This is a genomic window from Streptomyces sp. NPDC002054, assembly GCF_040296685.1.
Taxonomy (GTDB): domain Bacteria; phylum Actinomycetota; class Actinomycetes; order Streptomycetales; family Streptomycetaceae; genus Streptomyces.
Map to the genome: position 1 here is coordinate 1 of NZ_JBEOXT010000025.1, position 19,568 is coordinate 19,568.

Genomic DNA, 19,568 nt, shown 5'->3' on the forward strand with positions numbered 1-19,568 from the left:
GGGTGTTCCGCCCCGGGGCCGGTCCCCGGCCCCCCGCGGGGGTGCCGGGCCCGGCCGCGGCATCGGCGCCGGGCGCGACGCTACAGGCAGCCCCTGCGCCGGAGGTGGGTGAACATGCCGACGCCCGAAGCCGCCACCAGGGCGAGGAAGGCCGGCCAGGCCCACACGAATTGCTCCTCCCACTTGTAGAAGTTCGCGGCGTAGATACCGCCCAGCAGCGTGGGAATCATGAACACCACGAGCCAGGAACTCACCCGCCGTGCCACCTTCGTCCCCTGGTAAAGGTCCACCGACTTCCGGTGGAGCAGAACCAGCTCCTCCCGGTACCGGCGAACTCCCAGGAGAAAGGCGTGCAGTTCGTCATTCGAGCACGCGTCGAGGTCTTTCGCGCTCAGCCCGGCCACGCTGGGCTGCATGGAGTTTTCCGACATGCGGATCGTCCTTCCTTTGCTCGGTGCCGGACCTACAGCCAGCCCTTGCGCTTGACCGCGACATAGGTGGCCACCGCGGTGGATGCCAGCGCGATGAGGAACAGCGGCCAGCCGTACTTGAACTGGAGCTCGGGCATGTGCTCGAAGTTGGAGCCGTAGAGCGATGCGAGAGCTCCGGGCACCACCGCGATCGCCGTCCAGGCGCTCACCTTCCGGGTCTCCACGGTGACCTTCAACTGGTCCTCGGTGATCTCCCGGATGTCTTCCATCTCCTTGTTCAGCCCGCGGATCTCCGTGTTGATCTCGCGGAGCAGCTCCACCTTCTGGGCGTGCTGCCCCACCGTCTCGGCCGGCATGAGGGTGTTGTCGCGGTCCGTCGGCATGGTGTTGGTCATGGCAATTTCCTCCTGCCGATTCACGTCCTGGGCGCACTCGGACGTGATTCGGCGGTAAACATGCGGTAAATGTGTGCAACGCGGCACGGCACGGCGTCGGATGTAAATAAGAGCGCGCGAAGAAAAAGGAACGCGGGCAACGCGGACTGCTACTGCAGCGCGTCCAGCGGGATCGGCGGCGTGTACGCCCTGGGACTACTTCCACCAGGCACGCTGATCACCTCCCGCACATCAAGGCGCGGTTTTTCCGGCGCCTCGGACACGGTAAACGACAAGCAATGTGATTACAAAGTCGGACATTGCGGCATGAGTCCGATCCGCCCCGGAACGCACGAAACCCGCAGTCGACAGGGGGTCAGGACTGGGTGCCTGCGAAGTGCTCGCGGACCAGGGATTCGACCACGGCGAGGTCGCCCGCGATCAGCGCCTCCAACAGCGCCGTGTGCTCCGCCGCATCGGCGATCAGATCGGCCCGCCGCACCCGCGGAGCTCCCGGCAGCGGCCACTGCGCCCGCCGGTGCAGGTCGTCCGCGACCTGGAGCAGCTGCCGGTTGCCGGCCGCCGCCAGCACCGCCCGGTGAAAGGCCCGGTCCGCCTCCGCATAGGCGGGGACGTCACCCAGGGCCGCCGCCTCGCCGGTGGCCGCCGCCGCCGGACGCAGGGCCTCCCACGCCTCGGCCGGCAGCGTGCGGGCCAGCCGCAGCATCACCGGAACCTCCAGCAAGGCCCGCACCTCGGCCAGTTCGGCCAGCTCCTGCGCCGTACGGCTGACCACGCGGAAGCCGCGGTTCGGCAGGCATTCCACGGCCCCTTCCAGGGCCAGCTGCTGCATCGCCTCGCGAACCGGGGTCGCCGAGACCCCAAAGCGCTCCCCCAGGGCGGGCCCGGAGTAGATCTCCCCGGGTACGAGCTCGCCGTCCACCAGCGCGGCCCGCAGCGCATCGAGGATCTGTCCGCGCACCGAGTGGCGCAGGACCTTCTGGCGGGGCAATCGGACCTCGGCCGCGTCGTGCACTCGGTCCTCCTGGCTGATCTCGTGCTTTCCCAGAGGATAGGCGACGGGATCCGGACAGTCTGGTACCGGACAGCCGGATACCCGGCGGGGTGAAATCGGCCGAGCGTCAGATAAGGTAAGGCTTACCTGTTAACGATCGTGTGATTCGGTGGTCCCGTATGACCGGTCCTGCATGACCATGACCGTCCCGGCAGCGCTCCCCGTCACGACCGCCCCGCCCGGCTCTCCGGTGGCGGACGCGTACGCGCGCCTGGCCGAGGCGTATCCCGGGCTCCGGGTGACCGAGCTCGACGCGCACGAACCGGCCCCTCGCGGTGTGGGGTGGGTCGGCGCGGACGAGCTCGCCGCGGGCGGGGCGGCTCTGGACGCCTTCCTCGACTGGGACAAGGCCCAGGTCCTGCGGGACTACGGGGCGCCGGGCCGGCCGGATGTGGTGGCCGGATTCGGCCTGCACCGGTACGCCTGGCCGGCCTGCCTGCTGTTCACGGTGCCCTGGTTCCTGCACCGGCGGGTCCCGCGGCTGCCGGCCGACCGGGTCTCCTTCCACCGGGAGCTGGGCCGGATGGCCGTCCGGACGGAAGGTTTCACCTGCCTGCCGGACGATCCGGCAGCGGCCCTCCCGGGGGCCAGGGTCGCGCCCGACGAGGAGGCGCTCCGGGCGGAGGTGCGGGCTGCGGTGGCCGAGCACCTCGAACCGGTGCTGAAAGGTTTCTCCTCTCGGATGCGGCGCGGCCGTCGGGCCCTGTGGGGCATGGTGACGGACGATGTCACCGAGGGCCTCTGGTACCTCGGCGAACTGTTCGGCGAGGAAGGCCGCGCCACGGCCGAGCTCGAGCTGCTGCTGCCGGGTGCGACCGCCCCGTACACGGGCGGCAGCGGATTCCGGACCCTCACCGGCCCGGACGGCCGGCCGCTCGCCACCCGCGACCGGATCAGCTGCTGCCTCTTCTACACCATCCGCCCCACCGACCCCTGCGCCACCTGCCCGCGCACCTGCGATTCCGAGCGGGTCAACCGCCTGACGGCCTGACGGCGGCCTGACAGCCGACCGCACAACACGCACACCGTCCACACGCCGTCTAACCACCTCTGACGAGTGGTCGTAATCGAACGCAACTGCCATTGATAGCACCGCAGTTCGAGACACAACACCCTATCCGGAGGGACCCACACCCCGTCAGAGTCCTCTTGCCCCAAAACCCGCGTGCGGGCCGGACCGGTTCCGCCACTATGGCCGCCGGAAAGCCGCTCACGCGACGCGAGTCTTCAGGCAAGGGACACCGGATGACACTGACCGACATATCGCTGGACTGGCTGCTTCCCGGCAGCCTGCTGATCCTGGGCGTACTTGCGGCAGTGGCGGTGCTGGCCCGGGGCAGGCGCGACAGCGAGAAGGCCGCGGCGGAAGACAGCTGGGAACGCAGCGAGGAGCGCCGGCGCCGCAAGGAGGCCATCTACGGCACCGCCTCGTACGTTCTGCTCTTCTGCTGCGCGGCGGTGGCCGCCGCGCTCTCCTTCCACGGACTGGTCGGCTTCGGCCGGCAGAACCTCAACCTCACCGGAGGCTGGGAATACCTGGTCCCCTTCGGCCTCGACGGCGCCGCCATGTTCTGTTCGGTGCTCGCCGTCCGCGAGGCCAGCCACGGTGACGCGGCCCTCGGTTCCCGGCTGCTGGTCTGGCTGTTCGCCGGCGCGGCGGCCTGGTTCAACTGGGTGCATGCCCCCCGGGGCCTCGGCCACGACGGGGCGCCGCAGTTCTTCGCCGGAATGTCGCTCTCCGCGGCCGTCCTGTTCGACCGCGCGCTCAAGCAGACCCGCCGGGCGGCACTCCGCGAGCAGGGCCTGGTACCCCGCCCGCTGCCGCAGATCCGGATCGTCCGCTGGCTCCGGGCGCCCCGGGAGACCTTCGGCGCCTGGTCGCTGATGCTGCTGGAGGGTGTGCGCACCCTCGACGAGGCAGTGGACGATGTGCGGGAGGACAAGCGGGAGAAGGAGCAGGAGCGGCTGCGCCGGCGCGAGCACCAGCGCCGGGAACGCGCGCACATCAGGGCGCTCGGCCGGCAGCACCGGGCCTTCGGTCTGCCCCGGGCCCGCGGCCGTCAGGTCGAGGCGCCCGGTCTCGCTCCGGGTTCAGGCTCCGCGCCGGTCGGCGCGGAGCCCGCCATAGCGGAACCGGGACAACTGCCCGCACTCCGCCGGCCCTCCCTGCAGGCCGTTCACGGAACCGAGACGGGTGAGGCCCGGACCGTGGACCTCACCGCCGAGGACGACACCCAGGCCCTTCCCCGACTCGACTCGCTGGAGCGCAAACTCAAGGACCTGGAGCAGCAGTTCGGCTGACGAGCAGCCCCGGTCCGGAACTCTGTCCAGACCTCCGTCCGGACCTCAATCCGGCCCTCAGTCCGGGCCGCCGCCGTCCAGTTCGAACCACACCACCTTGCCCCCGTCGGCCGGGTCCACCCCCCAGGCGTCGGCCAACGCCTGCACCAGCATCAGCCCCCGGCCGTGCGTACCGTCGTCGGCGATCGGTACGTACGGCCGGGGCCGCCGTGCGGTCCCGTCCCGCACCTCCACCCGTAACCGGGAGTCGGCGAGCCGGAGGCTCACATCGGCGCCCTGGTCCGTGTGGACCAGTGCATTGGTCACCAGTTCGGTGGCCAGCAGCTCCGCCACCTCCGCGGTGTCCGTCCGGCACCGGTGCCGCAGCATCTCCCGCAGATCCCTGCGGACTTCGCCCACCGCCTTCAGATCCGCCCGGCGCACCGTCCGAGTCATCTCGGTCTTCGCCCCCACCCGCACGGCGACGTACCTCCCCGTATGAATTCCGCCTTCGAACAGGCCTACGGGATGCATGCCCGCCGGAGGGAAACGCACTCCTCTCCGCCTGTAACGGAGTTACGGACGCGACATGTTGCGCAGGCCGGATCAAGCCATCCGGAGCATCCGGCCCGCCCCGCCGTCCAGCACGATCTTGCTGGCCGATCATGCAAATCCGGTCACCCTTTCGGCGCTGATCCTCGGCGGAATCGACAGGGCGTCGGGGTCGGTCACCACGTCCACCAGAGCAGACCCGCAGGCACCCGCCGCCCGGGCGATCGCAGCGTTCCGTACGAAAAAAGGCCGGAAACCGGCATCTCCAGCTCGCCCATACCGAGCGAGGAGTTGTTGAACAGAACCACTTTGACGGGCAGGTCGTACTGCACCAGGGTGAGGAAATCTCCATCAGCATCGAGAAACCCCCGTCACCTGACATCGACACCACTTGACGAATCAGGCCAGGCGGGGGAAGCGGATGGCGATTCGAAGGCACCGCATCACCGGCGGCCTGCCGTGGCCCTTACTGTGCGCCGAGCGTCATCCACTTCTCCGGCTTCTCGAGGGAGGCGAAGCCCGCCGTGGCGTAGAGCGTGTGTGCGTCCGCGGTGGCCAGCAGCACGCGGCGCAGTCCGTAGGGCTCGAGATGCTCGCAGACGGCAGCAACCAGGGCATGCCCCAGGCCCTTCCCCCGGCTGCCACGAGCGATGTAGACGTCGCACAGCCACGCGAAGGTGGCCTGGTCCGTGACCACACGGGCGTAACCGAGCTGAACACCGGTAGCACTGTCATAGACCCCGAAGTTCAGCGAGTTGGCCATGGCCTCGTCCTGCTTCTCCCGGGACCGGCCCAGGGCCCAGTAAGAATCCTCGGACAGCCACTGGTGGATGACTGCACGGTCGAGACGAGCCGGGTCAGTGCATATGTCGTAGCCGGCCGGGAGATCAGTGGGCATGGCCGCATCCAAGCAGACGAGGACACCCCGGAGCCATCGATTAGCCACGCCGAAGCGCCGCCCCCCACCCCGCGTCGTACAGGTTGCCGCACCCTCGGCACGGAAAAGATCTTTCCCATGCCTGCCTTGCCCGGTACGGTCGCGGAGTTGTTTTCGCTGCCGGGAGCCCATGAGCTCGCGCCTGGCCCGGCGGCCCGCCGACTGAGAGCAGGTTTCTTTATGGCATGTCGTATCGGTGAGCTTGTGCTCGGTTGCCGCGACCCCGAACTGTTGGCGCAGTTCTGGTGCGAGGTCCTTGGCTACGTCGTGGTCGACCGCGAGGAGGGCTGCGTGGAGATCGGGACGCCGGAAGGGTTCGGCGGTCCGCAGCCCACGATCTTCTTCGCCCGCCGGGACGAGCCGGAGCCGGGGAAGTCCCGGCTGCACATCGACGTCAACCCCACCGACCGCGACCAGGACGCCGAGCTCGAACGCCTCCTGGAGCTCGGCGCCCGCCGGGCCGACATCGGCCAGACCGGGGACGAGCAGTGGCATGTCCTGGCCGACCCCGAGGGCAATGAGTTCTGCCTGCTCAAGGCCCGTATCAAGCCGCTCTGACGCTCGCCCGAGGCCCATCGGCCATGCCGCGGCCTGCGGTGCGAAGCCGGGTACCCCGGCCGGCCTTCCAGGGGCCGGGGTTCCGGGGCTGGGAGCGGCTACGCGTCGTAGGTCGTGGTAAAGCAGCCCTTGACCTTGCCCTCCTGGATCTCGTAGCCGCTGGGCACGTTCGCGCGGTCGTCCGGGTCGCATGACAGCATGCTCAGACCGTTCCGGTTCAGGGTCTGGCCGAAGGATTCGCCCGTGCCGGCGAGAGCGAAGTTCTGGCCGACCGTGAAGCGACCACTGCCCTTGGCCAAGGATTCCTGGAACTTGGTCATGTCCTCGAGAAGCAGCACAGTGACGGAATTGCCGCTGCTGTCGAAGCAGACGGCACGCTCCTTGATGCCCCAGGCGGGGTCCTTGGCCTCGTCCACCATGTAGGTCTTCCCCTCGCGGCTCTGCTCGAGCGGGCTGCAGTCCTCTCCGCGCTCCATGACGGCCTTCTGGACATCGGCCATGGTCTTCGCCACCGGCAGGCCGCCCATCGGACCCTCGGCGCCAGCCCCGCCGTCGTCCCCGCAGCCGGTCAGCGTCACGAGCGCGCTCAGCGCGACGGCTCCGGCGGCGAGGGTCTTGGTCAGGCGCATGGGGTCTCCTTGGGGCGATTCGTCGGGTCCGGGTCGTCTGGGGGAACATCCAGTCCCAGACTCTCAGCGGAGGGCGCCGCTGTTCGAGGCCGGTACTTGCGAACTCCTGGCACTGCATGGCCTGTTCGGCCATCAGGTCAGCCGGCCCTTGCGACCGAACAACACACCCTCCAGCTGATTCGATCATCCTACTGTCGGCCACTGGCAACGCAGGCTACGAGGCGACCATGCTGGTCGCAGTCCTCAACGAGTGGCTGTGACCAGCACTTTCACAACCAGGCCCTAGCGGGTTGTCCACCACGTTGCGGCGGATCCGGCTGCCGCGGCGATGAGCGCGACGACCCATCCTGGGGTGCGCTGAACGGTCAAGTGCAGCCCGCCACAGCGAAGTTCGACCTGAGGGCGCTGCCCTGCGTTTCGGTTCAGAACTCCACCCCGGTGCCGACAAGGACGCACTCACGACGGGGATGTAGCGTCGTGATCATGAAACCGTTGAGCGGCAGCATCACCGACCAGGCGCCGGCTGATCCGGCCGCCACAGAGGACATGCTGGCCAGCCAGCCCATCGGCTATTGGAGCGGCCTCGCCCATGAGGCCGTGACCCGGCATCTGCGTGACGCCATGGCCAGGATCGATGTCACCCAGCCGCAGTACTGGGTACTCAACCGAGTAACCGGCGGGCCCACAGCGCCGAGTCGTGAAGAGGTGATCGCCCAGCTGACCCCCCTCGCGGGCGGGCCGCGCGAGATCCCTCGGGTCATCGACCAGTTGCTCCACCGCGGCTGGCTACGGACCGACGCCGGGCAGAACCTGCACCTCACCGATGCCGGCGAGGCCGTCAGGCTCCGGCTGCGCGGGCTGGTCACGGAGCTGCGCGCGGAGGTCCACAGGGGCATCAGTGACGAGGAATACGTAGCCGCGCTCAAGGTGCTGCGCACGATGATCGCCAACGTCCAGGGAGACGGGGCCTCCTAGGGCGTGAATCGGAAGTGGATCTCCACATGCGAAGATCCACTTCGTGTGGCGTGGAGACCCAACGGATGCGCAATGGGCCCGGCTTGAGCCGTTGTTGCCGACCGGCAAGAAACCGGGACGGCCGCCCGTGTGGACCCGGCGGCAACTGATCGACGGCATACGGTGGCGAAGACGTACCGGGGCGCCGTGGCGGGACGTGCCGGAATGGTACGGGCCCTGGGGTCGGGTGTACGACCTGTTCCGCCGCTGGCAGCGCAATGGCACCTGGCAGTGCATCCTCGCCGAGCTGCAGGCCCAGGCCGATGCAGCGAGCCGGCTGATCACGGGCTCGGACGCTCGCGCGGCGGCCTGACGACCAAGCTGCATCTGGCTGTCGAGCAGGGACAGAAGCCCATGTCGTTCGTGATTACGGCCGGGCAGCGCGGCGACTCCCCGCAGTTCGAGGTCGTCCTGGGGCACATCTGGGTCGCGCAGCTGGGGTCGCGCAGACCGCGCGTTCGTCCCCGGCGGGTGCGGGCCGACAAGGCGTACGCCTCCCGCAAGAACCGCGCCTATCCGCGTCGGCGTGGCATCCGGTGCACGATCCCAGACAAGGCGGACCAGATCCGCAACCGTAAGAAGCGCGGCTCACACGGTGGCAGTCCGCCGAAGTTCGACCCTGTGGACTACAAGGAGCGCCACGCGGTCGAGTGCGGCATCAACCGCCTCAAGAGAATCCGTGCAGTGGCCACGCGGTACGACAAACTCGCGGTCCGTTACGAGGCGACCGTTCTCGTTGCGGCCATCGACGAACGGCTGTGACCTGCGCGGAAATGAGTTTGCCTCACCCTGCTGCAGGAGCGAAGCTCGCCTCCATGACCACAGATTTAGTCGTGCGCCCGGCTCGGCTCACCGATGCCCGGACCTTGACCGAACTGCGTTGGACGTTTAAGCAGGAGGACTACGAAGGGCAACCGCCAGCTCCTGCTCGGCACCTGGAAGAGGCCGAGCACTGGATCCGCGACCGGCTCAGCGGTGGCCGCTGGTTGGCCTGGGTCGCAGAGACCGAGGGCCAAATCTGCGGTCACGTCTTCCTCTGCCTGGTGGAGCGGATGCCGGAGCCCTACGAGGACAACAACCCGGTCGGCTATGTCACGAACTTCTTCGTCCTACCGTCACAACGGAACAAGGGAGTCGGCTCGGCGCTCCTTGAGTCGCTGAAGCAGCGTTCACGCGGTGCTGGCCTTGAGGGCTTGATCGTCTGGCCGTCAGAGCGCAGCACCCCGCTCTATCAGCGCCTCGGCTTCCAGCTTCCAGAGGAACTGTTGGAACTTCCACTCGACACCTGATGAGATCCACTTCCGATACACGCCCCTAGCTGTTCTGTCCCGGGAGGTTGTGGACGGGTGAGCCAGGTCTCGGCTGAGGGATCTTGAAGGGGTGTGACCCAGATACGCCAGAAACCCGCCAGAACTTGATCTTGGCCTGCTGAGTGCCTGACAGTGTCGGGGATCTTGGCGATGACGATCGGCCATGCCCTCGACATCTCAGTCTCCAAGATCCCCGACCTCGTCACCCGCGATCAGCTCTTCGTCTCCTCGCGGCGTCCAATAGCGGCCGCATCGGGTACGACGAGCAGCTTGCCGGTGGTACGCCGAGCCTCCAGATCGCTGTGGGCCTGGGCGGCCTCGGACAATGCGTAGCGGCCCGTTACGGTGACCTCAAGCGCCTTGGAGCGCACCCACTCGAACACATCGGCGGCCCGTCGGAGCAGTTCGGACCGATCGGCGATGAAGTCCCCGAGGCTGGGCCGGATCAGGGTCAGCGAACCGCCGTGGGCGAGCCGAATCGGATCAAACGGCGGCACGGCACCACTTGCCGCGCCGAAGAGCACGAGATGGCCGCGGGTTCGCAGGCTGGCGAGGCTCGCATCGAAGGTGTGCGCGCCGACGCCGTCGAAGACAACCGGCAGTCCCTGACCGCCGTTGAGCCGCCTCACCTCGGCTGCGAGATCGTCGACTGCGGAGGAAAGGATCACCTCAGCGGCCCCGGCACGCTTCGCCAGCTCGGCCTTCGCCGTGGTCGACGTCGTGCCGATCACCCTGCCGCCGAGATGGGTGATGAGCTGGGTCAAAAGCAGCCCCATGCCACCAGCAGCCGCATGCACGAGCACCGTGTCGCCCCCCTGAACCGGGTAGGCGTCCTTGACGAGATAGTGCGCGGTCATGCCTTGGAGGAGCACGGCGGCGGCTGTCTCGAAGCCGATATCGTCGGGCAGCGGCACCAACCGGGAGGAGTCCACGACGGCCCGCTCGGCATACGTGCCGGGAATCTCCACCCAACCGACCCGGTCCCCGACTGCGACGTCAGCGACGCCGGGTCCAACTTCGACGACCGTGCCGGCGCCCTCAGCGCCCGGGGTGAAGGGCAGCGGGAGGCTGTACCGGCCTTCGCGGTGGTAGACGTCGAGGAAGTTGACCCCGGATGCAGCGACCTCCACGACCGCCTCGCCCGGACCCGGCCGCGGCTGGTCCACCTCGGCCTCCTGCAGCACCTCGGGACCGCCCACTTCGTACACCTGAATCGCTCGCATGACCCTCCAATTAACGGCTCATCCCCCACCAACCCCGTTGATGGCGATCCGATTCCCGGCAAGCAGACCAGCCCGCCGCCCCCGCCGAGAGCTGAGACGCCTGCTTTGCACCCGGGTCTGGGACAGGAGACCGAGGCCGTCAAGGGTCGACGAATGCACCACCCGCCGCTTCCTCACCGCCGTACGGCCACCCCCCCATAACCGGCGTAGCCTCCGGCAGCTCCACCGCGCGGCGCACGAAATCGACCACCGCCTCCGGATACTCCTCCGGCCTCGGGAACCGGCCCATCCGCTGGTACGACTTCAACGCCAGCAGCAGGGCCAGCTGATCTCCATCCGCGTCCATCCGCTCCGCACACGCCGCCTCCTCCCGCGTCGGCGCGAAGAACAGATGCAGCTCATGCGCACTGACCAGCCGCTTGAACCGCGGATACGCAGTCCGCCCGATCGAAGTCATCCCCACGCCCCGCAAGTTCCGGCAGCCAACGACGTTCCAGGCACCCGAGCCGCATCGTGCCGCCCGAGATCATGCCGCGAGGCAGAGGGCCGTAGCCACGACAGCCCAACGCATGACGTGGTAGACCACCGGCTCAACCCAAGATCAAGTTCTGGCGGGTTTGTGCCGTATCTGGGTCACACCCCTTGAACAGGTGAGGGCCTTCCGGTTCGGTGTGGATTACGACGTCTACACCTGACCGAAAAGCCCTCGTGCCCCACCGTAATGCACCCCTGACCGAGACCGGCCCGACTACGTCTGGCCCTCTGTGTGGTCAAGGATGGCTGGCCCCTGCGCCGGGCCGCCGAACGCTTCCAGGTCTCACCGACCACCGCCCAGCGATGGGCCGACCGCTACCGCGCCCTGGGCGAAGCGGGCATGGGTGACCGCTCCAGCCGTCCCCATCACACGCCGCGCCGGACACCGACCCGGACCGAACGCCGGATCATCAAGGTCCGCCTCCTGCGCCGCTGGGGACCGGCCCGTATCGCCCACCTGCTCGGCCTGGTCCGCTCGTGCACGTCGACATCAAGAAGCTCGGCAACATCCCCGACGGCGGCGGACACAAGGTCCTGGGCCGGCAAGCGGGCCGCAAGACCCGCAGGAACGCCGGCTACAGCTACCTGCACACCGCCGTCGACGACCACTCCCGCCTCGCCTACAGCGAGATCCACGCGGACGAGAAGAAGGAGACCGCCACCGCCTTCTGGCAACGGGCCCACGCCTTCTTCACCGGCGCTGGGATCACCGTCGAACGGGTTCTGACCGACAACGGCTCCTGCTACCGCTCACGCGACTGGCGCGACAGCCTGGCGGCGGCCGGGATCACCCACAAACGAACCCGGCCCTACCGGCCCCAGACCAACGGCAAGGGGGAACGCTTCAACCGCACCCTGCTCGACGAATGGGCCTACGCCCGCCCCTACCGGTCAGACATCGAACACCGCGAAGCGTTCCCCGGCTGGCTCCACTCCTACAATCACCACCGCGGACACACCGCACTCGCAGGCAAACCACCCGCAAGCCGCGTCCCCAACCTAACGAGGCAATACACCTAGCGCCGCACGCGGTGACCGATCCGGTCTGGGCCTCCCGGTACCGGGCCGAGGCCAGCCACTGGCCGCCTCCCCATGGTCCCGCTACAACAGATGGCGGGCGAAGAAGGCCCCCACCCGGGTCCGTATCTCAGCGAGTGTCACAACCGGGTCGCCGGTGCCGATGAGCGCGGCACGTGCTGCCGCTGTCACGAGACCGGCGGTCTGGAGCCGTGCGACGAGCGAGCCGTAGTCGGTGAACGCCCAGTGGTTCGCGTCGGCAAGCAGCACGCGGCGGCCGGGAAGGCTCGCCCAGGAGGACTCGATACGGGCGGCGCCCTCGAATCCGTCGGTGCGCAACAGCAGCAGCGGCCGGTCGAAGCCGAGCGGCGTCGGGTACAGGTCGAGATAGCCCTCCAGGTTTGCCACCGCGCCGACCCGGCGGTCGCGGCGGGCCGCGTACACCGCCGCCGTGCCGCCTGCGGAGTGCCCGTACAACCCGATCCGGCAGGGGTCCATGACCGGGGCGAGCGGCAGGTCGGCGAGCCGGTCCAGGACCAGGCGGAGGTCCGCGATCCGAGTGTCCACCATGGTGCGGAAGGTCGCTGGATCCGGCGGTCCGATCAGGACGGACGTTCGCATCCCGGTCGGCAGTTCCACCTGAGAAGCGTCACCGGGGTGGTCGAGGAGGACGACCACTCGGCCATGGCTCGCCAGGTCCTCGGCGAGGGTTGTGCCGAGCGTACGGGAGTCACCGCCGCCGGGTGAGTACACCAGCACCGGCCGCCGCCCGGGCAGCGGCGGCGCGCCCACGTACCCGTGGGTGAGGACCTCGCCCCAGTCCACCGCTCCCGGCTCCGGCAGTCCCGGATGAACGTGCGGCGCGTACTCGGCGAACACCTCGGCCTCGTCCGGGGTGAGCTGCGGGGCGCGGGAGAAGCCGCGTACCGATCGGGCCGGGTACAGGACGGTCAGCATCAACTCCCGCACGCCACCCACCCACGGGTCGGTACGGCCAGGGTCCGTCAGATGGACCGTCTGCATGCCCACGGGGTACGGGCCGGCGGGCGCGGGCAGCCGGAGGATCGGGCGGCCACCGGAGGCGGACGCGGACGCGGAGCCGGACGCGGACGCGGAGCCGGACGCGGACGCGGCCGTGGGCAGCAGGGCGGCGGCGCTCCCGAATAGGGTGCCTTTCAGAAGAGTGCGTCGAGAAGTCGAAGTCATATGAACATCTTTGGGGTGGGGGCCGTCGCGATGCGAAGGCTCAGGCCCTGGCCGAAAGGCTGGCCCAGGACGAGGAGCTGTGAGAGTGCTGCGGATCCACTTCACCGCAGAGGACTTCGCCCGGATCCGCTTCGCACCCCGCCCGGCGCCGCTCCAGGAGCTGCACGCAGCCTTGACGACAGTCGTGGCCCAACGTGGCGGGCCGCTGTTCACGCCGTGGCGCGGCCGTGTCCTGCGATCCCTTCCGGCCGCCGCCGACCCGCTCGCCGACCTGGTGCCGGCGGGCCGCCCGCCCTCCTTCCTCGACGTACTCGGCGACACCATGGCCGACGGCTTCGAACAGATCCGCGCCACCAGCCCCGGTCTGGTCCGCTCCGAGCTGGAGCGGGTCTACGGGGCAGTGCCCGCCCCTCGCTGGATCCGCGGCCTGCACGCGGGCGACGAGACGGCCTGGTGCACCCTGCGCCGCGCCCAGCAGGCCGCGTATGAGACGGTCCTCGCCCCGGTCTGGTCCGTCGTACAGGATCTGCACCGCGCGGAGTTCACCCGCTACGCCCTGACGGTCGCCGAGCACGGCGTGGCCGCCACGCTGACCGGCCTGGCCCCGGGCAGCCGACTCCACGAGGGCGTGTGGGAATGGCCCGGCGCAGCGCCGGGCCACTCCCACGACGTCTGGCTCGACGGGCGCGGCCTGGTTCTGCTGCCCACCTTCCACCACCCGGCGGGCCCACTTCTTCAGGACACCCAGGGCCATCCCGCAGTCCTGACATACCCAGCCGGTCCCGGGCTCCCGCCCACCGCGGGGCGCCCGGTCGGCCCCGCCGAGGCTCTGGCCACCGTCCTGGGCCGCACCCGGCTCGACGCCCTGCGCCTCCTCGCCGAGCCCCACACCACGACATCCCTGGCCCGCGCCCTCCACGTCACCAACGCGACGGCCTCGTCCCACGCGGCGGCGCTCAGATCGGCAGGCATGGCGACGACAACCCGCACAGGCCGCTCGGTCACCCACCAGCGCACGGCTCTCGGCACGCTGGTTGCGGGCGCCTGACCGCCGTAGTTCGCCACACTGCCGGCATCAAGGAGAGGCGCTCCAGCCGACCGGGTTGCCTGGGTTGTCCAGCCATACCCGCTGGCCGTTGCGGTCGACCGTCACGCCGAAGCGGGTGATGTGCGGGCGCCCCTGCTCCTCGTACCAGGTGTACGCCGCTGTCACCTCCGCCCAGAGATCGCGCGGCCCCCACGAGCGGACTGCGTCCCGCTTCCACCAGTCGGCGTAACGGACGATCGTGGCAGACGTGCCGGCCTCGTCGACGAACTGAACCCGTCGTTCCTGTCCCTCGCCCCGAAATGAGTACGAGACATCAGGGACCTGGAGGCCGATCGCGAAGGCGTGCGCGTCATCAACCTCCAGAACTGCCTCAGGGGCGACCGGCGACCGTCTCGCGGTCGATTCCTGCGGCACCTGGAGATCCACCGCGGGCCGCTCACCGCGGATCCACATGTATGAGGCCTGCCCCACGAAGTAGCCCTCTGCCACCGATCCGCTGTCGACGGCGAGCCTCAGCAGCCCCGTGTTGTTGTAAGCGGTTCCGAACGGGGTGAGGACAACAGCTCCGGGCGCTGCTTGCTCAACCCATTCGACCGGCACGCGGCGCAGCGACGCCGTGTTGATGATCCTGTCGAACGGGGCCCGGGAGGGGGCGCCTTGTAGGCCGTCGCCGCAGATCAGGTGAGGACTGTATCCGGCCTGTTTGAGGTGGCTCTCGCCCCATGCTGCAAGCGATTCGTCAACCTCCACCGCCGTTACGTTCGACGAGGTCACCCGCTCACACAGCAGTGCTGTGTGATAGCCGGACGCGTATCCGATCTCCAGGACCCGGTGTCCCTCCTGGAGGTCCAGATGTCCCAGCTTGCGCATGACGATGTCCAGCGCAGACACCGACGAGGTGAAGTCCCCGGCCGAAGGTCCGCTCCTGGGGACGGCTCCGTCGTCCAGCTGCGTGACGACCGACTGATAGGGATTCCAGACTGCCTGGCGCCATTTCTCGGCGTCGGCGGCACGGTCCACGAACTCCCAGTTGCCTTCTGGGTCCTTGGCCGGCAGCCACACGGTGTCAGGGACGAAGTCCTCCCGGTTGACCTTGCGGAACGCCTGGTGCACCCAAGGCGGGCGCAGTAAGGCTCCCGCCAGTAGGGCGTCAGTACAGATGTCCCGGTTCACGGCGTCGACTTGCTCGGCCGGCTGCCGTCGGGGTTCGGCGGAGCGGGCGGAGGAGTCCACGGCTTGTCTTCCGGCGGTCCGCCGTGCTTGCCGTTGTCGGTCATGACGGTCTCCTCGTTGTGCGAGCCCGCCCCGCGGGGCGGGCGTGGTTGAGTGTTGCGCGCCATGGGGGCGCCGTACAGGAGCGGACAGAGCTGTGTGGAGCCGACCTCACCGGCCACGCAGCTCTGCCGCCCCTCCGCGCGCCGATGACGAATCGACGGCGGAGCACTAAATGGGCCCGTACTCCGGGGCCTCTGCGGGGCTCAGGGCGTCAGCGAAGAACGCGGCAGCGTCGGCAAGGCCGCAAAGCCAATCGCCCTCGCCGCCCAGGGTCCCGCGGTCGTCGCCGCGCTCGATCGACGCCCGGAGGTCGGCCGCAAACGCCTCGTCGTAGTGGTAGCCGGCATCAGATACGAGCGGCCTCCGGGTGGTGGTTTCTCATCTCGACAGCGACGTCCGGCCATCTGGGGCATGCGGCCCACTCCGCCGTCCAGCACGATCTTGCTGGCCGACAGTGCGAATCCGGTCACCATTTCGGCGCTGATCTTCGGCGGAATCGACAGGGCGTCGGGGTCGGTGACCACGTCCACCAGACGGCGTTCAGGGCGCGCAGCGTCTCCCGTACGTCCCCCAGACGAGGAAGGCGTTGTAGGGGAAGTCGGTGCCGAGCAGGATCAGCAGGTCGCACTCGTGGGTGGCTTCGTAGGCGGCGCCGTAGCCGAGCAGGCCGCTCATGCCCACGTCGTACGGATTGTCGTACTGCGAGCACGGCCCTCAGGGCCTCTCCGGCGGGTTGCGGCACCGGTGACCCACTCTCGACAGACGTCACCCGAATGGAGTAATCCAGCGCGCCACCCACACGGGTGAAGATCAAGCTGATGAGTGCCCCAACCGAGGCAATCCGTGAAAGGGAAACCACATGCGCATACGACGAATTCTCGCCGCCGTCATGGCCACGGCAGCCCTCGCCGGACTCGGCCTCACAGGCGCCGCCACCGCGACCGCCGCCACCGCCACCGCCACCGGTGTCGTCACCGGAGCCCTCACCCCGGGTGAGTGCGAGCAGGGCGGCGGAACGGTCGACTGGGCGACCAACACCTGCAAGGGCGGTACGGGCGACGGGCAGATGGTCGACTGAACCCCGCAAGGCGCCCCGCAGCCACGCGCCGCGGGGCGCTCCCGCGCGAACATGCATGTCGTCCGTCCGGCGTACGCGGGCGCGCACCAGGATGTCGACGAACTGCTCCGCCGCGTCGCGGTGGCTCGCTGCCCGCCTCCCATCAACCCATGATCCGTTCGGTTACGCCTCCCAGAGCGCGGCGGCCGTGCGGTCGTCGGCGTATCCCTTGAGCCGGAGCTGGGTGTCGGCGAGGAAGGCGGCGAGGCCGGGCGGCTCGGCTCCGGCCCAGCGGGCTGCGAGCTCGGCGGACAGCAGGGCCTCCTCGCGCATCGGCTCGGCCAGGCCGGCGGTGCAGAGCAGCAGGGTGTCCCCCGGCCTGGCCAGGCTGGCTCGGAAGCGGAATCCGGTGCCGGAGCCGTCCTCCGCCGCGGGGGCGCCGGCTTCGAGGTCCTGCCAGTCGCCCGCGCGGAGCCGGAACAGCCCGCCCGGGCCGGTGCCGAAGCTCACCCGGATATGGCACTCGGGGTCGATGGGCAGCAGCAGGCAGCGCAGTCCGGCCGTGTACTCGGGCTCCTCGATGCCGAGCTCGGCGGCGCGGGCGCGCAGCCGGCCGTAACCGCGGTCGGTGAGCCGCTGGAGCCCGGAGCGCAGGGCGTCCCGGCGGCCGGCCCGGAGGTCGTCGCCGAGCCGGCCCTGGCTGCGTCCGACGGCGGCGCCGACCCAGCGGCACAGTTCGGCGGCGGCCTCGCGGGCGCCCTCCGCGGCGCGGTCCCCGCCGGCCACCGCGACCAGCACCAGGGAGTCGTCGCCGGTGCCGAAGCGGGCGGTGAGCAGGAAGTCCCGGCGGGCCTCGCCGCGGTACCGGGCGGAGTCCCCGCGCACGGATCCGGCGCGGAGCACGCTGCCGCCGTAGCGTGCGCCCTCCAGGACGGTGTCGGGGATCAGCGCGTCCAGCGCGGCCGGGTCGGCGACGGGCAGCGCGCCGGGTTCGGCGGCGTAGGTGGGCGGCCGGTCGCCGAGGTGCCGGACCGCCGGCCGTTCCGGCCCCGCGTCCGCGACCACGGGCGGTACGGCGACCTGCCCGAGGGCGTACCCGGTGGCCGCGGTGGCCGGCTCCGGAGCCCACACGGGTTTCGGCTCCGGATCGGTCCTCGCCTCCGGCGCGGGCTCCGCCCCGGGCGCGGGCTCGGGAGCCGGAGCACCGTCGGCCGACCGGGGGTCCGGCACCCCCGCGCGGGGGTCCGGTCCGGCCGGCGTCTCGGCGCCGGTGAGCATCGCCCAGGCCGAGCCGAAGCGGGACTCCAGGGTGTCCGCCGCATCGTCGTCCGCGGCGGCCCGGGGGCCGGGGACCAGCGTCACCCGCGGATCCGGCCGGTCCGGCCGCTCGGGCGGGTCGGGCAGCCCGGCCGGTGCGGGCGGGCCCTCGTACGGCGGCGGCTCCGCCGCGCCGGGCTCCACCGCACCGGGCGGGTCCTCGTAGAGCTTGTGCCACCAGTCCTGTGGGTCCGCGTCCCCCTGCTGACTCATGCCCCCCATTGTCGGCCGGTCGGGTCGGCCGGGAACGCCGATTGCGCGGATTACGCCCGTGCGTGCGGAAAGACGCCGGTCCCCGCGCCCCACTCGGGGCGGCGAGGACCGGCGTCTCGAACTGACGTGCCCGCCATCCGCTCAGACCTTTGATTCCGGCGATGCCGGCAGGGTCACGGGGTCACGGGGTCCGCTTCTTCTCCTCGTCCTTGGCGTAGCAGCCCGGCACGTCGCCCGCGCAGTTCGTCGGAAGGTTCTTGATGATCTCGCTCTTGACGTTCTCGACCTTGCCGTACTGCTCGTTGCGGACGCCGCCGCCCTGGTCGGCGGCCCGGTTCTCCTTGATGAGCACGTACTTGAGCGTCAGCACCGGGATCTGGTTGTTCTCCACCTCGTTGTTGATGCCGCCGCCGTCGTCGCCGGCCTGGTTCTTGACGATCTTGGTCTTGTTCAGGATCGCGTCTCCGGCGTTGTGCAGGGCACCGCCGTCCTCGCCCGCCTTGTTGTAGGAGAACTCGCTGCCGAAGATCTCCAGGGTGCCGTCCGATTCCTGGTTGATGCCGCCGCCGGACTGGCCCGTCCAGTTCTCGATGAACTTGCTTTCCTTGACGGTCGTTTGGCCTTCGTTGTCCAGGCCGCCGCCGTTGCCGTCCCGGGCCACGTTGTTCTCGATGCGGCTGGAGTTGATCGTCAGCCTGCCGTCGTTCTCGATGCCGCCGCCGTCTTCGTCCGTGGCGTTCCCGGTCACGACGGTCTTGACAAGGGTGAGGGTTCCGCTGTCGCTGTTGCTGAGGCCGCCGCCGTTGTCGCCGGCCACGTTGGTCTGCACGTAGCTGTCGGTCAGCTTGGCGTTGCCCTCGTTGTAGATGCCACCGCCGTCGTCGTCCGCCCGGTTGCCGGCGACCGTGGTCTGATCCAGTCGCAGGATCCCGCGGTTGAGGATGGCCCCGCCGTCGCCGTTGGTGTGCCCGCCGGCCAGGGTGAGGCCCTTCAGCGTGAGCTGTCCGCTCGATCCCACCTCGATCAGCCGGAAGTCGGGGGAACTGTCGGACCGGATCAGGGCGGAGTCCTCGCCCTTGATGGTGATGGGGCGGTCGATCTGCGGCAGGGCATTCGAACCGGTGCCGTTGTTGAAGGCGTAGGTGCACCGTTCGGCCAGCCGGATCGTGCCACCGTCGGAATTGTTGTTCAGTTCGTTGACCGCGTCGATCAGCAGGTCGGTGCCGTTGGTGCCGCACGGCACGGACACGTTCAGGGGTGCGGCCTTGGCGGGTGCGGCCAGGGCCGGGGCGCCCGTGGCACACAGTCCGAGACCTGCGACCGCCGAGGAGCAGGCGAGGACGAGGCGCAGCTTCATGCGTTTCCCTTCGACTGTTTTCCAGGGTCCGCCGCCCGGCCGAACCAGCGGGGAGGCACCCGGAGGACATATGGGTACTAACCTCCCCGCCCGCGGAAGTCCCGTCTCTCGGGCACGACACACCGTCAACTGCACGCCTACGGAGTCACCCACCCACCCGG

20 protein-coding genes and 4 pseudogenes are annotated in these 19,568 nt (G+C 69.6%); 9 read left to right on the top strand and 15 right to left on the bottom strand.

What is annotated here, in order from left to right; genetic code table 11:
* Positions 1–80 precede the first annotated feature (80 nt).
* The 3 genes from ABT123_RS22575 to ABT123_RS22585 form a co-directional block, all read right to left on the bottom strand.
* Complete coding sequence (locus tag ABT123_RS22575; RefSeq protein WP_351317565.1) at positions 81–431, bottom strand: magnesium transporter CorA family protein; 351 nt, start codon at positions 429–431, stop codon at positions 81–83.
* Positions 432–463: 32 nt separating this feature from the next.
* Complete coding sequence (locus ABT123_RS22580) at positions 464–826, bottom strand: CorA family divalent cation transporter (RefSeq protein ID WP_351317568.1); 363 nt, start codon at positions 824–826, stop codon at positions 464–466.
* 355 nt (positions 827–1,181) lie between these two features.
* Positions 1,182–1,841, bottom strand: coding sequence for a GntR family transcriptional regulator (locus tag ABT123_RS22585; RefSeq protein WP_351317571.1), 660 nt, complete (start codon positions 1,839–1,841; stop codon positions 1,182–1,184).
* 172 nt (positions 1,842–2,013) lie between these two features.
* Here ABT123_RS22585 and ABT123_RS22590 point away from each other — a divergent pair, with 172 nt between their 5' ends.
* Together ABT123_RS22590 and ABT123_RS22595 are read left to right on the top strand one after the other, a co-directional pair.
* The gene (locus tag ABT123_RS22590) at positions 2,014–2,871 is read left to right on the top strand and encodes a (2Fe-2S)-binding protein (protein WP_502971021.1); all 858 of its coding nucleotides are present in this window, start codon (positions 2,014–2,016) and stop codon (positions 2,869–2,871) included.
* Between the two features lie 254 nt (positions 2,872–3,125).
* Positions 3,126–4,181: a DUF2637 domain-containing protein gene (locus ABT123_RS22595; RefSeq protein ID WP_351317574.1), complete on the top strand. Its 1,056-nt coding sequence runs from the start codon at positions 3,126–3,128 to the stop codon at positions 4,179–4,181.
* A gap of 57 nt (positions 4,182–4,238) precedes the next feature.
* On the opposite strand, the gene ABT123_RS22600 is transcribed toward ABT123_RS22595, so the two are convergent.
* From ABT123_RS22600 to ABT123_RS22610, 3 genes and pseudogenes are all read right to left on the bottom strand, one after another.
* Entirely contained in the window at positions 4,239–4,616 is a 378-nt protein-coding gene (locus tag ABT123_RS22600; protein ID WP_351317577.1) for an ATP-binding protein, read from the bottom strand.
* 150 nt (positions 4,617–4,766) lie between these two features.
* Positions 4,767–5,109, bottom strand: a pseudogene (locus ABT123_RS22605) (thiamine pyrophosphate-dependent enzyme); the annotation flags it as partial.
* A 69-nt stretch (positions 5,110–5,178) separates the two neighbouring features.
* Complete coding sequence (locus tag ABT123_RS22610; RefSeq protein WP_351317579.1) at positions 5,179–5,610, bottom strand: GNAT family N-acetyltransferase; 432 nt, start codon at positions 5,608–5,610, stop codon at positions 5,179–5,181.
* A gap of 219 nt (positions 5,611–5,829) precedes the next feature.
* Between ABT123_RS22610 and ABT123_RS22615 the strand changes: the two genes are divergently transcribed.
* The gene (locus ABT123_RS22615; RefSeq protein WP_351317582.1) at positions 5,830–6,207 is read left to right on the top strand and encodes a VOC family protein; all 378 of its coding nucleotides are present in this window, start codon (positions 5,830–5,832) and stop codon (positions 6,205–6,207) included.
* A 98-nt stretch (positions 6,208–6,305) separates the two neighbouring features.
* On the opposite strand, the gene ABT123_RS22620 is transcribed toward ABT123_RS22615, so the two are convergent.
* Positions 6,306–6,836 (bottom strand): hypothetical protein, encoded by a 531-nt coding sequence (locus tag ABT123_RS22620; RefSeq protein ID WP_351317585.1) that lies wholly within the window; start codon positions 6,834–6,836, stop codon positions 6,306–6,308.
* 483 nt (positions 6,837–7,319) lie between these two features.
* Between ABT123_RS22620 and ABT123_RS22625 the strand changes: the two genes are divergently transcribed.
* The 3 genes and pseudogenes from ABT123_RS22625 (at position 7,320) to ABT123_RS22635 (ending at position 9,139) form a co-directional block, all read left to right on the top strand.
* Positions 7,320–7,811 (top strand): MarR family winged helix-turn-helix transcriptional regulator, encoded by a 492-nt coding sequence (locus ABT123_RS22625; protein WP_351317588.1) that lies wholly within the window; start codon positions 7,320–7,322, stop codon positions 7,809–7,811.
* Between the two features lie 43 nt (positions 7,812–7,854).
* Positions 7,855–8,612: pseudogene (locus ABT123_RS22630) on the top strand (IS5 family transposase).
* Between the two features lie 53 nt (positions 8,613–8,665).
* On the top strand, positions 8,666–9,139 hold the full coding sequence (locus tag ABT123_RS22635; protein ID WP_351317591.1) for a GNAT family N-acetyltransferase: 474 nt from the start codon (positions 8,666–8,668) through the stop codon (positions 9,137–9,139).
* 233 nt (positions 9,140–9,372) lie between these two features.
* Here ABT123_RS22635 and ABT123_RS22640 read toward each other — a convergent pair whose 3' ends face one another.
* A complete protein-coding gene (locus tag ABT123_RS22640; RefSeq protein ID WP_351317594.1) occupies positions 9,373–10,383 on the bottom strand; it encodes a quinone oxidoreductase family protein in 1,011 nt (336 codons plus the stop codon).
* A gap of 139 nt (positions 10,384–10,522) precedes the next feature.
* A complete protein-coding gene (locus ABT123_RS22645) occupies positions 10,523–10,840 on the bottom strand; it encodes a DUF4158 domain-containing protein (RefSeq protein ID WP_351317597.1) in 318 nt (105 codons plus the stop codon).
* A gap of 251 nt (positions 10,841–11,091) precedes the next feature.
* On the opposite strand from ABT123_RS22645, the pseudogene ABT123_RS22650 reads away from it, so the two are divergent.
* A pseudogene (locus tag ABT123_RS22650) lies at positions 11,092–11,937 on the top strand (DDE-type integrase/transposase/recombinase).
* Between the two features lie 81 nt (positions 11,938–12,018).
* Here ABT123_RS22650 and ABT123_RS22655 read toward each other — a convergent pair.
* Positions 12,019–13,140: an alpha/beta hydrolase family protein gene (locus ABT123_RS22655; protein WP_502971022.1), complete on the bottom strand. Its 1,122-nt coding sequence runs from the start codon at positions 13,138–13,140 to the stop codon at positions 12,019–12,021.
* An 85-nt stretch (positions 13,141–13,225) separates the two neighbouring features.
* Between ABT123_RS22655 and ABT123_RS22660 the strand changes: the two genes are divergently transcribed.
* Positions 13,226–14,188, top strand: coding sequence for an ArsR/SmtB family transcription factor (locus ABT123_RS22660; protein ID WP_351317603.1), 963 nt, complete (start codon positions 13,226–13,228; stop codon positions 14,186–14,188).
* 27 nt (positions 14,189–14,215) lie between these two features.
* Here the strand turns inward: ABT123_RS22660 and ABT123_RS22665 are convergent, their stop codons facing one another.
* The 3 genes and pseudogenes from ABT123_RS22665 to ABT123_RS22675 all read right to left on the bottom strand — a co-directional run.
* Positions 14,216–15,361: a methyltransferase domain-containing protein gene (locus ABT123_RS22665; RefSeq protein ID WP_351317606.1), complete on the bottom strand. Its 1,146-nt coding sequence runs from the start codon at positions 15,359–15,361 to the stop codon at positions 14,216–14,218.
* A gap of 305 nt (positions 15,362–15,666) precedes the next feature.
* Entirely contained in the window at positions 15,667–15,993 is a 327-nt protein-coding gene (locus tag ABT123_RS22670; protein WP_351317609.1) for a hypothetical protein, read from the bottom strand.
* 46 nt (positions 15,994–16,039) lie between these two features.
* A pseudogene (locus ABT123_RS22675) lies at positions 16,040–16,165 on the bottom strand (hypothetical protein); the annotation flags it as partial.
* A gap of 157 nt (positions 16,166–16,322) precedes the next feature.
* Between ABT123_RS22675 and ABT123_RS22680 the strand changes: the two are divergent.
* Positions 16,323–16,541 carry a hypothetical protein gene (locus tag ABT123_RS22680; RefSeq protein WP_351317612.1) on the top strand — a complete coding sequence of 73 codons (219 nt, stop codon included), beginning with the start codon at positions 16,323–16,325 and terminating at the stop codon, positions 16,539–16,541.
* Between the two features lie 162 nt (positions 16,542–16,703).
* Here the strand turns inward: ABT123_RS22680 and ABT123_RS22685 are convergent, their stop codons facing one another.
* Both ABT123_RS22685 and ABT123_RS22690 read right to left on the bottom strand, forming a co-directional pair.
* Positions 16,704–18,050, bottom strand: coding sequence for a protein phosphatase 2C domain-containing protein (locus tag ABT123_RS22685; RefSeq protein ID WP_351317615.1), 1,347 nt, complete (start codon positions 18,048–18,050; stop codon positions 16,704–16,706).
* A gap of 181 nt (positions 18,051–18,231) precedes the next feature.
* Entirely contained in the window at positions 18,232–19,407 is a 1,176-nt protein-coding gene (locus ABT123_RS22690; RefSeq protein WP_351317618.1) for a right-handed parallel beta-helix repeat-containing protein, read from the bottom strand.
* Between the last annotated feature and the right edge of the window lie 161 nt (positions 19,408–19,568).

Coding starts and splice junctions, on each gene's coding strand:
- ABT123_RS22575 (WP_351317565.1), bottom strand. CDS start 431: ATGTCGGAAAACTCCATGCAGCCCAGCGTGGCCGGGCTGAGCGCGAAA.
- ABT123_RS22635 (WP_351317591.1), top strand. CDS start 8,666: ATGACCACAGATTTAGTCGTGCGCCCGGCTCGGCTCACCGATGCCCGG.
- ABT123_RS22645 (WP_351317597.1), bottom strand. CDS start 10,840: ATGACTTCGATCGGGCGGACTGCGTATCCGCGGTTCAAGCGGCTGGTC.
- ABT123_RS22610 (WP_351317579.1), bottom strand. CDS start 5,610: ATGCCCACTGATCTCCCGGCCGGCTACGACATATGCACTGACCCGGCT.
- ABT123_RS22690 (WP_351317618.1), bottom strand. CDS start 19,407: ATGAAGCTGCGCCTCGTCCTCGCCTGCTCCTCGGCGGTCGCAGGTCTC.
- ABT123_RS22680 (WP_351317612.1), top strand. CDS start 16,323: ATGCGCATACGACGAATTCTCGCCGCCGTCATGGCCACGGCAGCCCTC.
- ABT123_RS22655 (WP_502971022.1), bottom strand. CDS start 13,140: ATGACTTCGACTTCTCGACGCACTCTTCTGAAAGGCACCCTATTCGGG.
- ABT123_RS22600 (WP_351317577.1), bottom strand. CDS start 4,616: ATGACTCGGACGGTGCGCCGGGCGGATCTGAAGGCGGTGGGCGAAGTC.
- ABT123_RS22685 (WP_351317615.1), bottom strand. CDS start 18,050: ATGAGTCAGCAGGGGGACGCGGACCCACAGGACTGGTGGCACAAGCTC.
- ABT123_RS22620 (WP_351317585.1), bottom strand. CDS start 6,836: ATGCGCCTGACCAAGACCCTCGCCGCCGGAGCCGTCGCGCTGAGCGCG.
- ABT123_RS22640 (WP_351317594.1), bottom strand. CDS start 10,383: ATGCGAGCGATTCAGGTGTACGAAGTGGGCGGTCCCGAGGTGCTGCAG.
- ABT123_RS22580 (WP_351317568.1), bottom strand. CDS start 826: ATGACCAACACCATGCCGACGGACCGCGACAACACCCTCATGCCGGCC.
- ABT123_RS22595 (WP_351317574.1), top strand. CDS start 3,126: ATGACACTGACCGACATATCGCTGGACTGGCTGCTTCCCGGCAGCCTG.
- ABT123_RS22590 (WP_502971021.1), top strand. CDS start 2,014: ATGACCATGACCGTCCCGGCAGCGCTCCCCGTCACGACCGCCCCGCCC.
- ABT123_RS22615 (WP_351317582.1), top strand. CDS start 5,830: ATGGCATGTCGTATCGGTGAGCTTGTGCTCGGTTGCCGCGACCCCGAA.
- ABT123_RS22625 (WP_351317588.1), top strand. CDS start 7,320: ATGAAACCGTTGAGCGGCAGCATCACCGACCAGGCGCCGGCTGATCCG.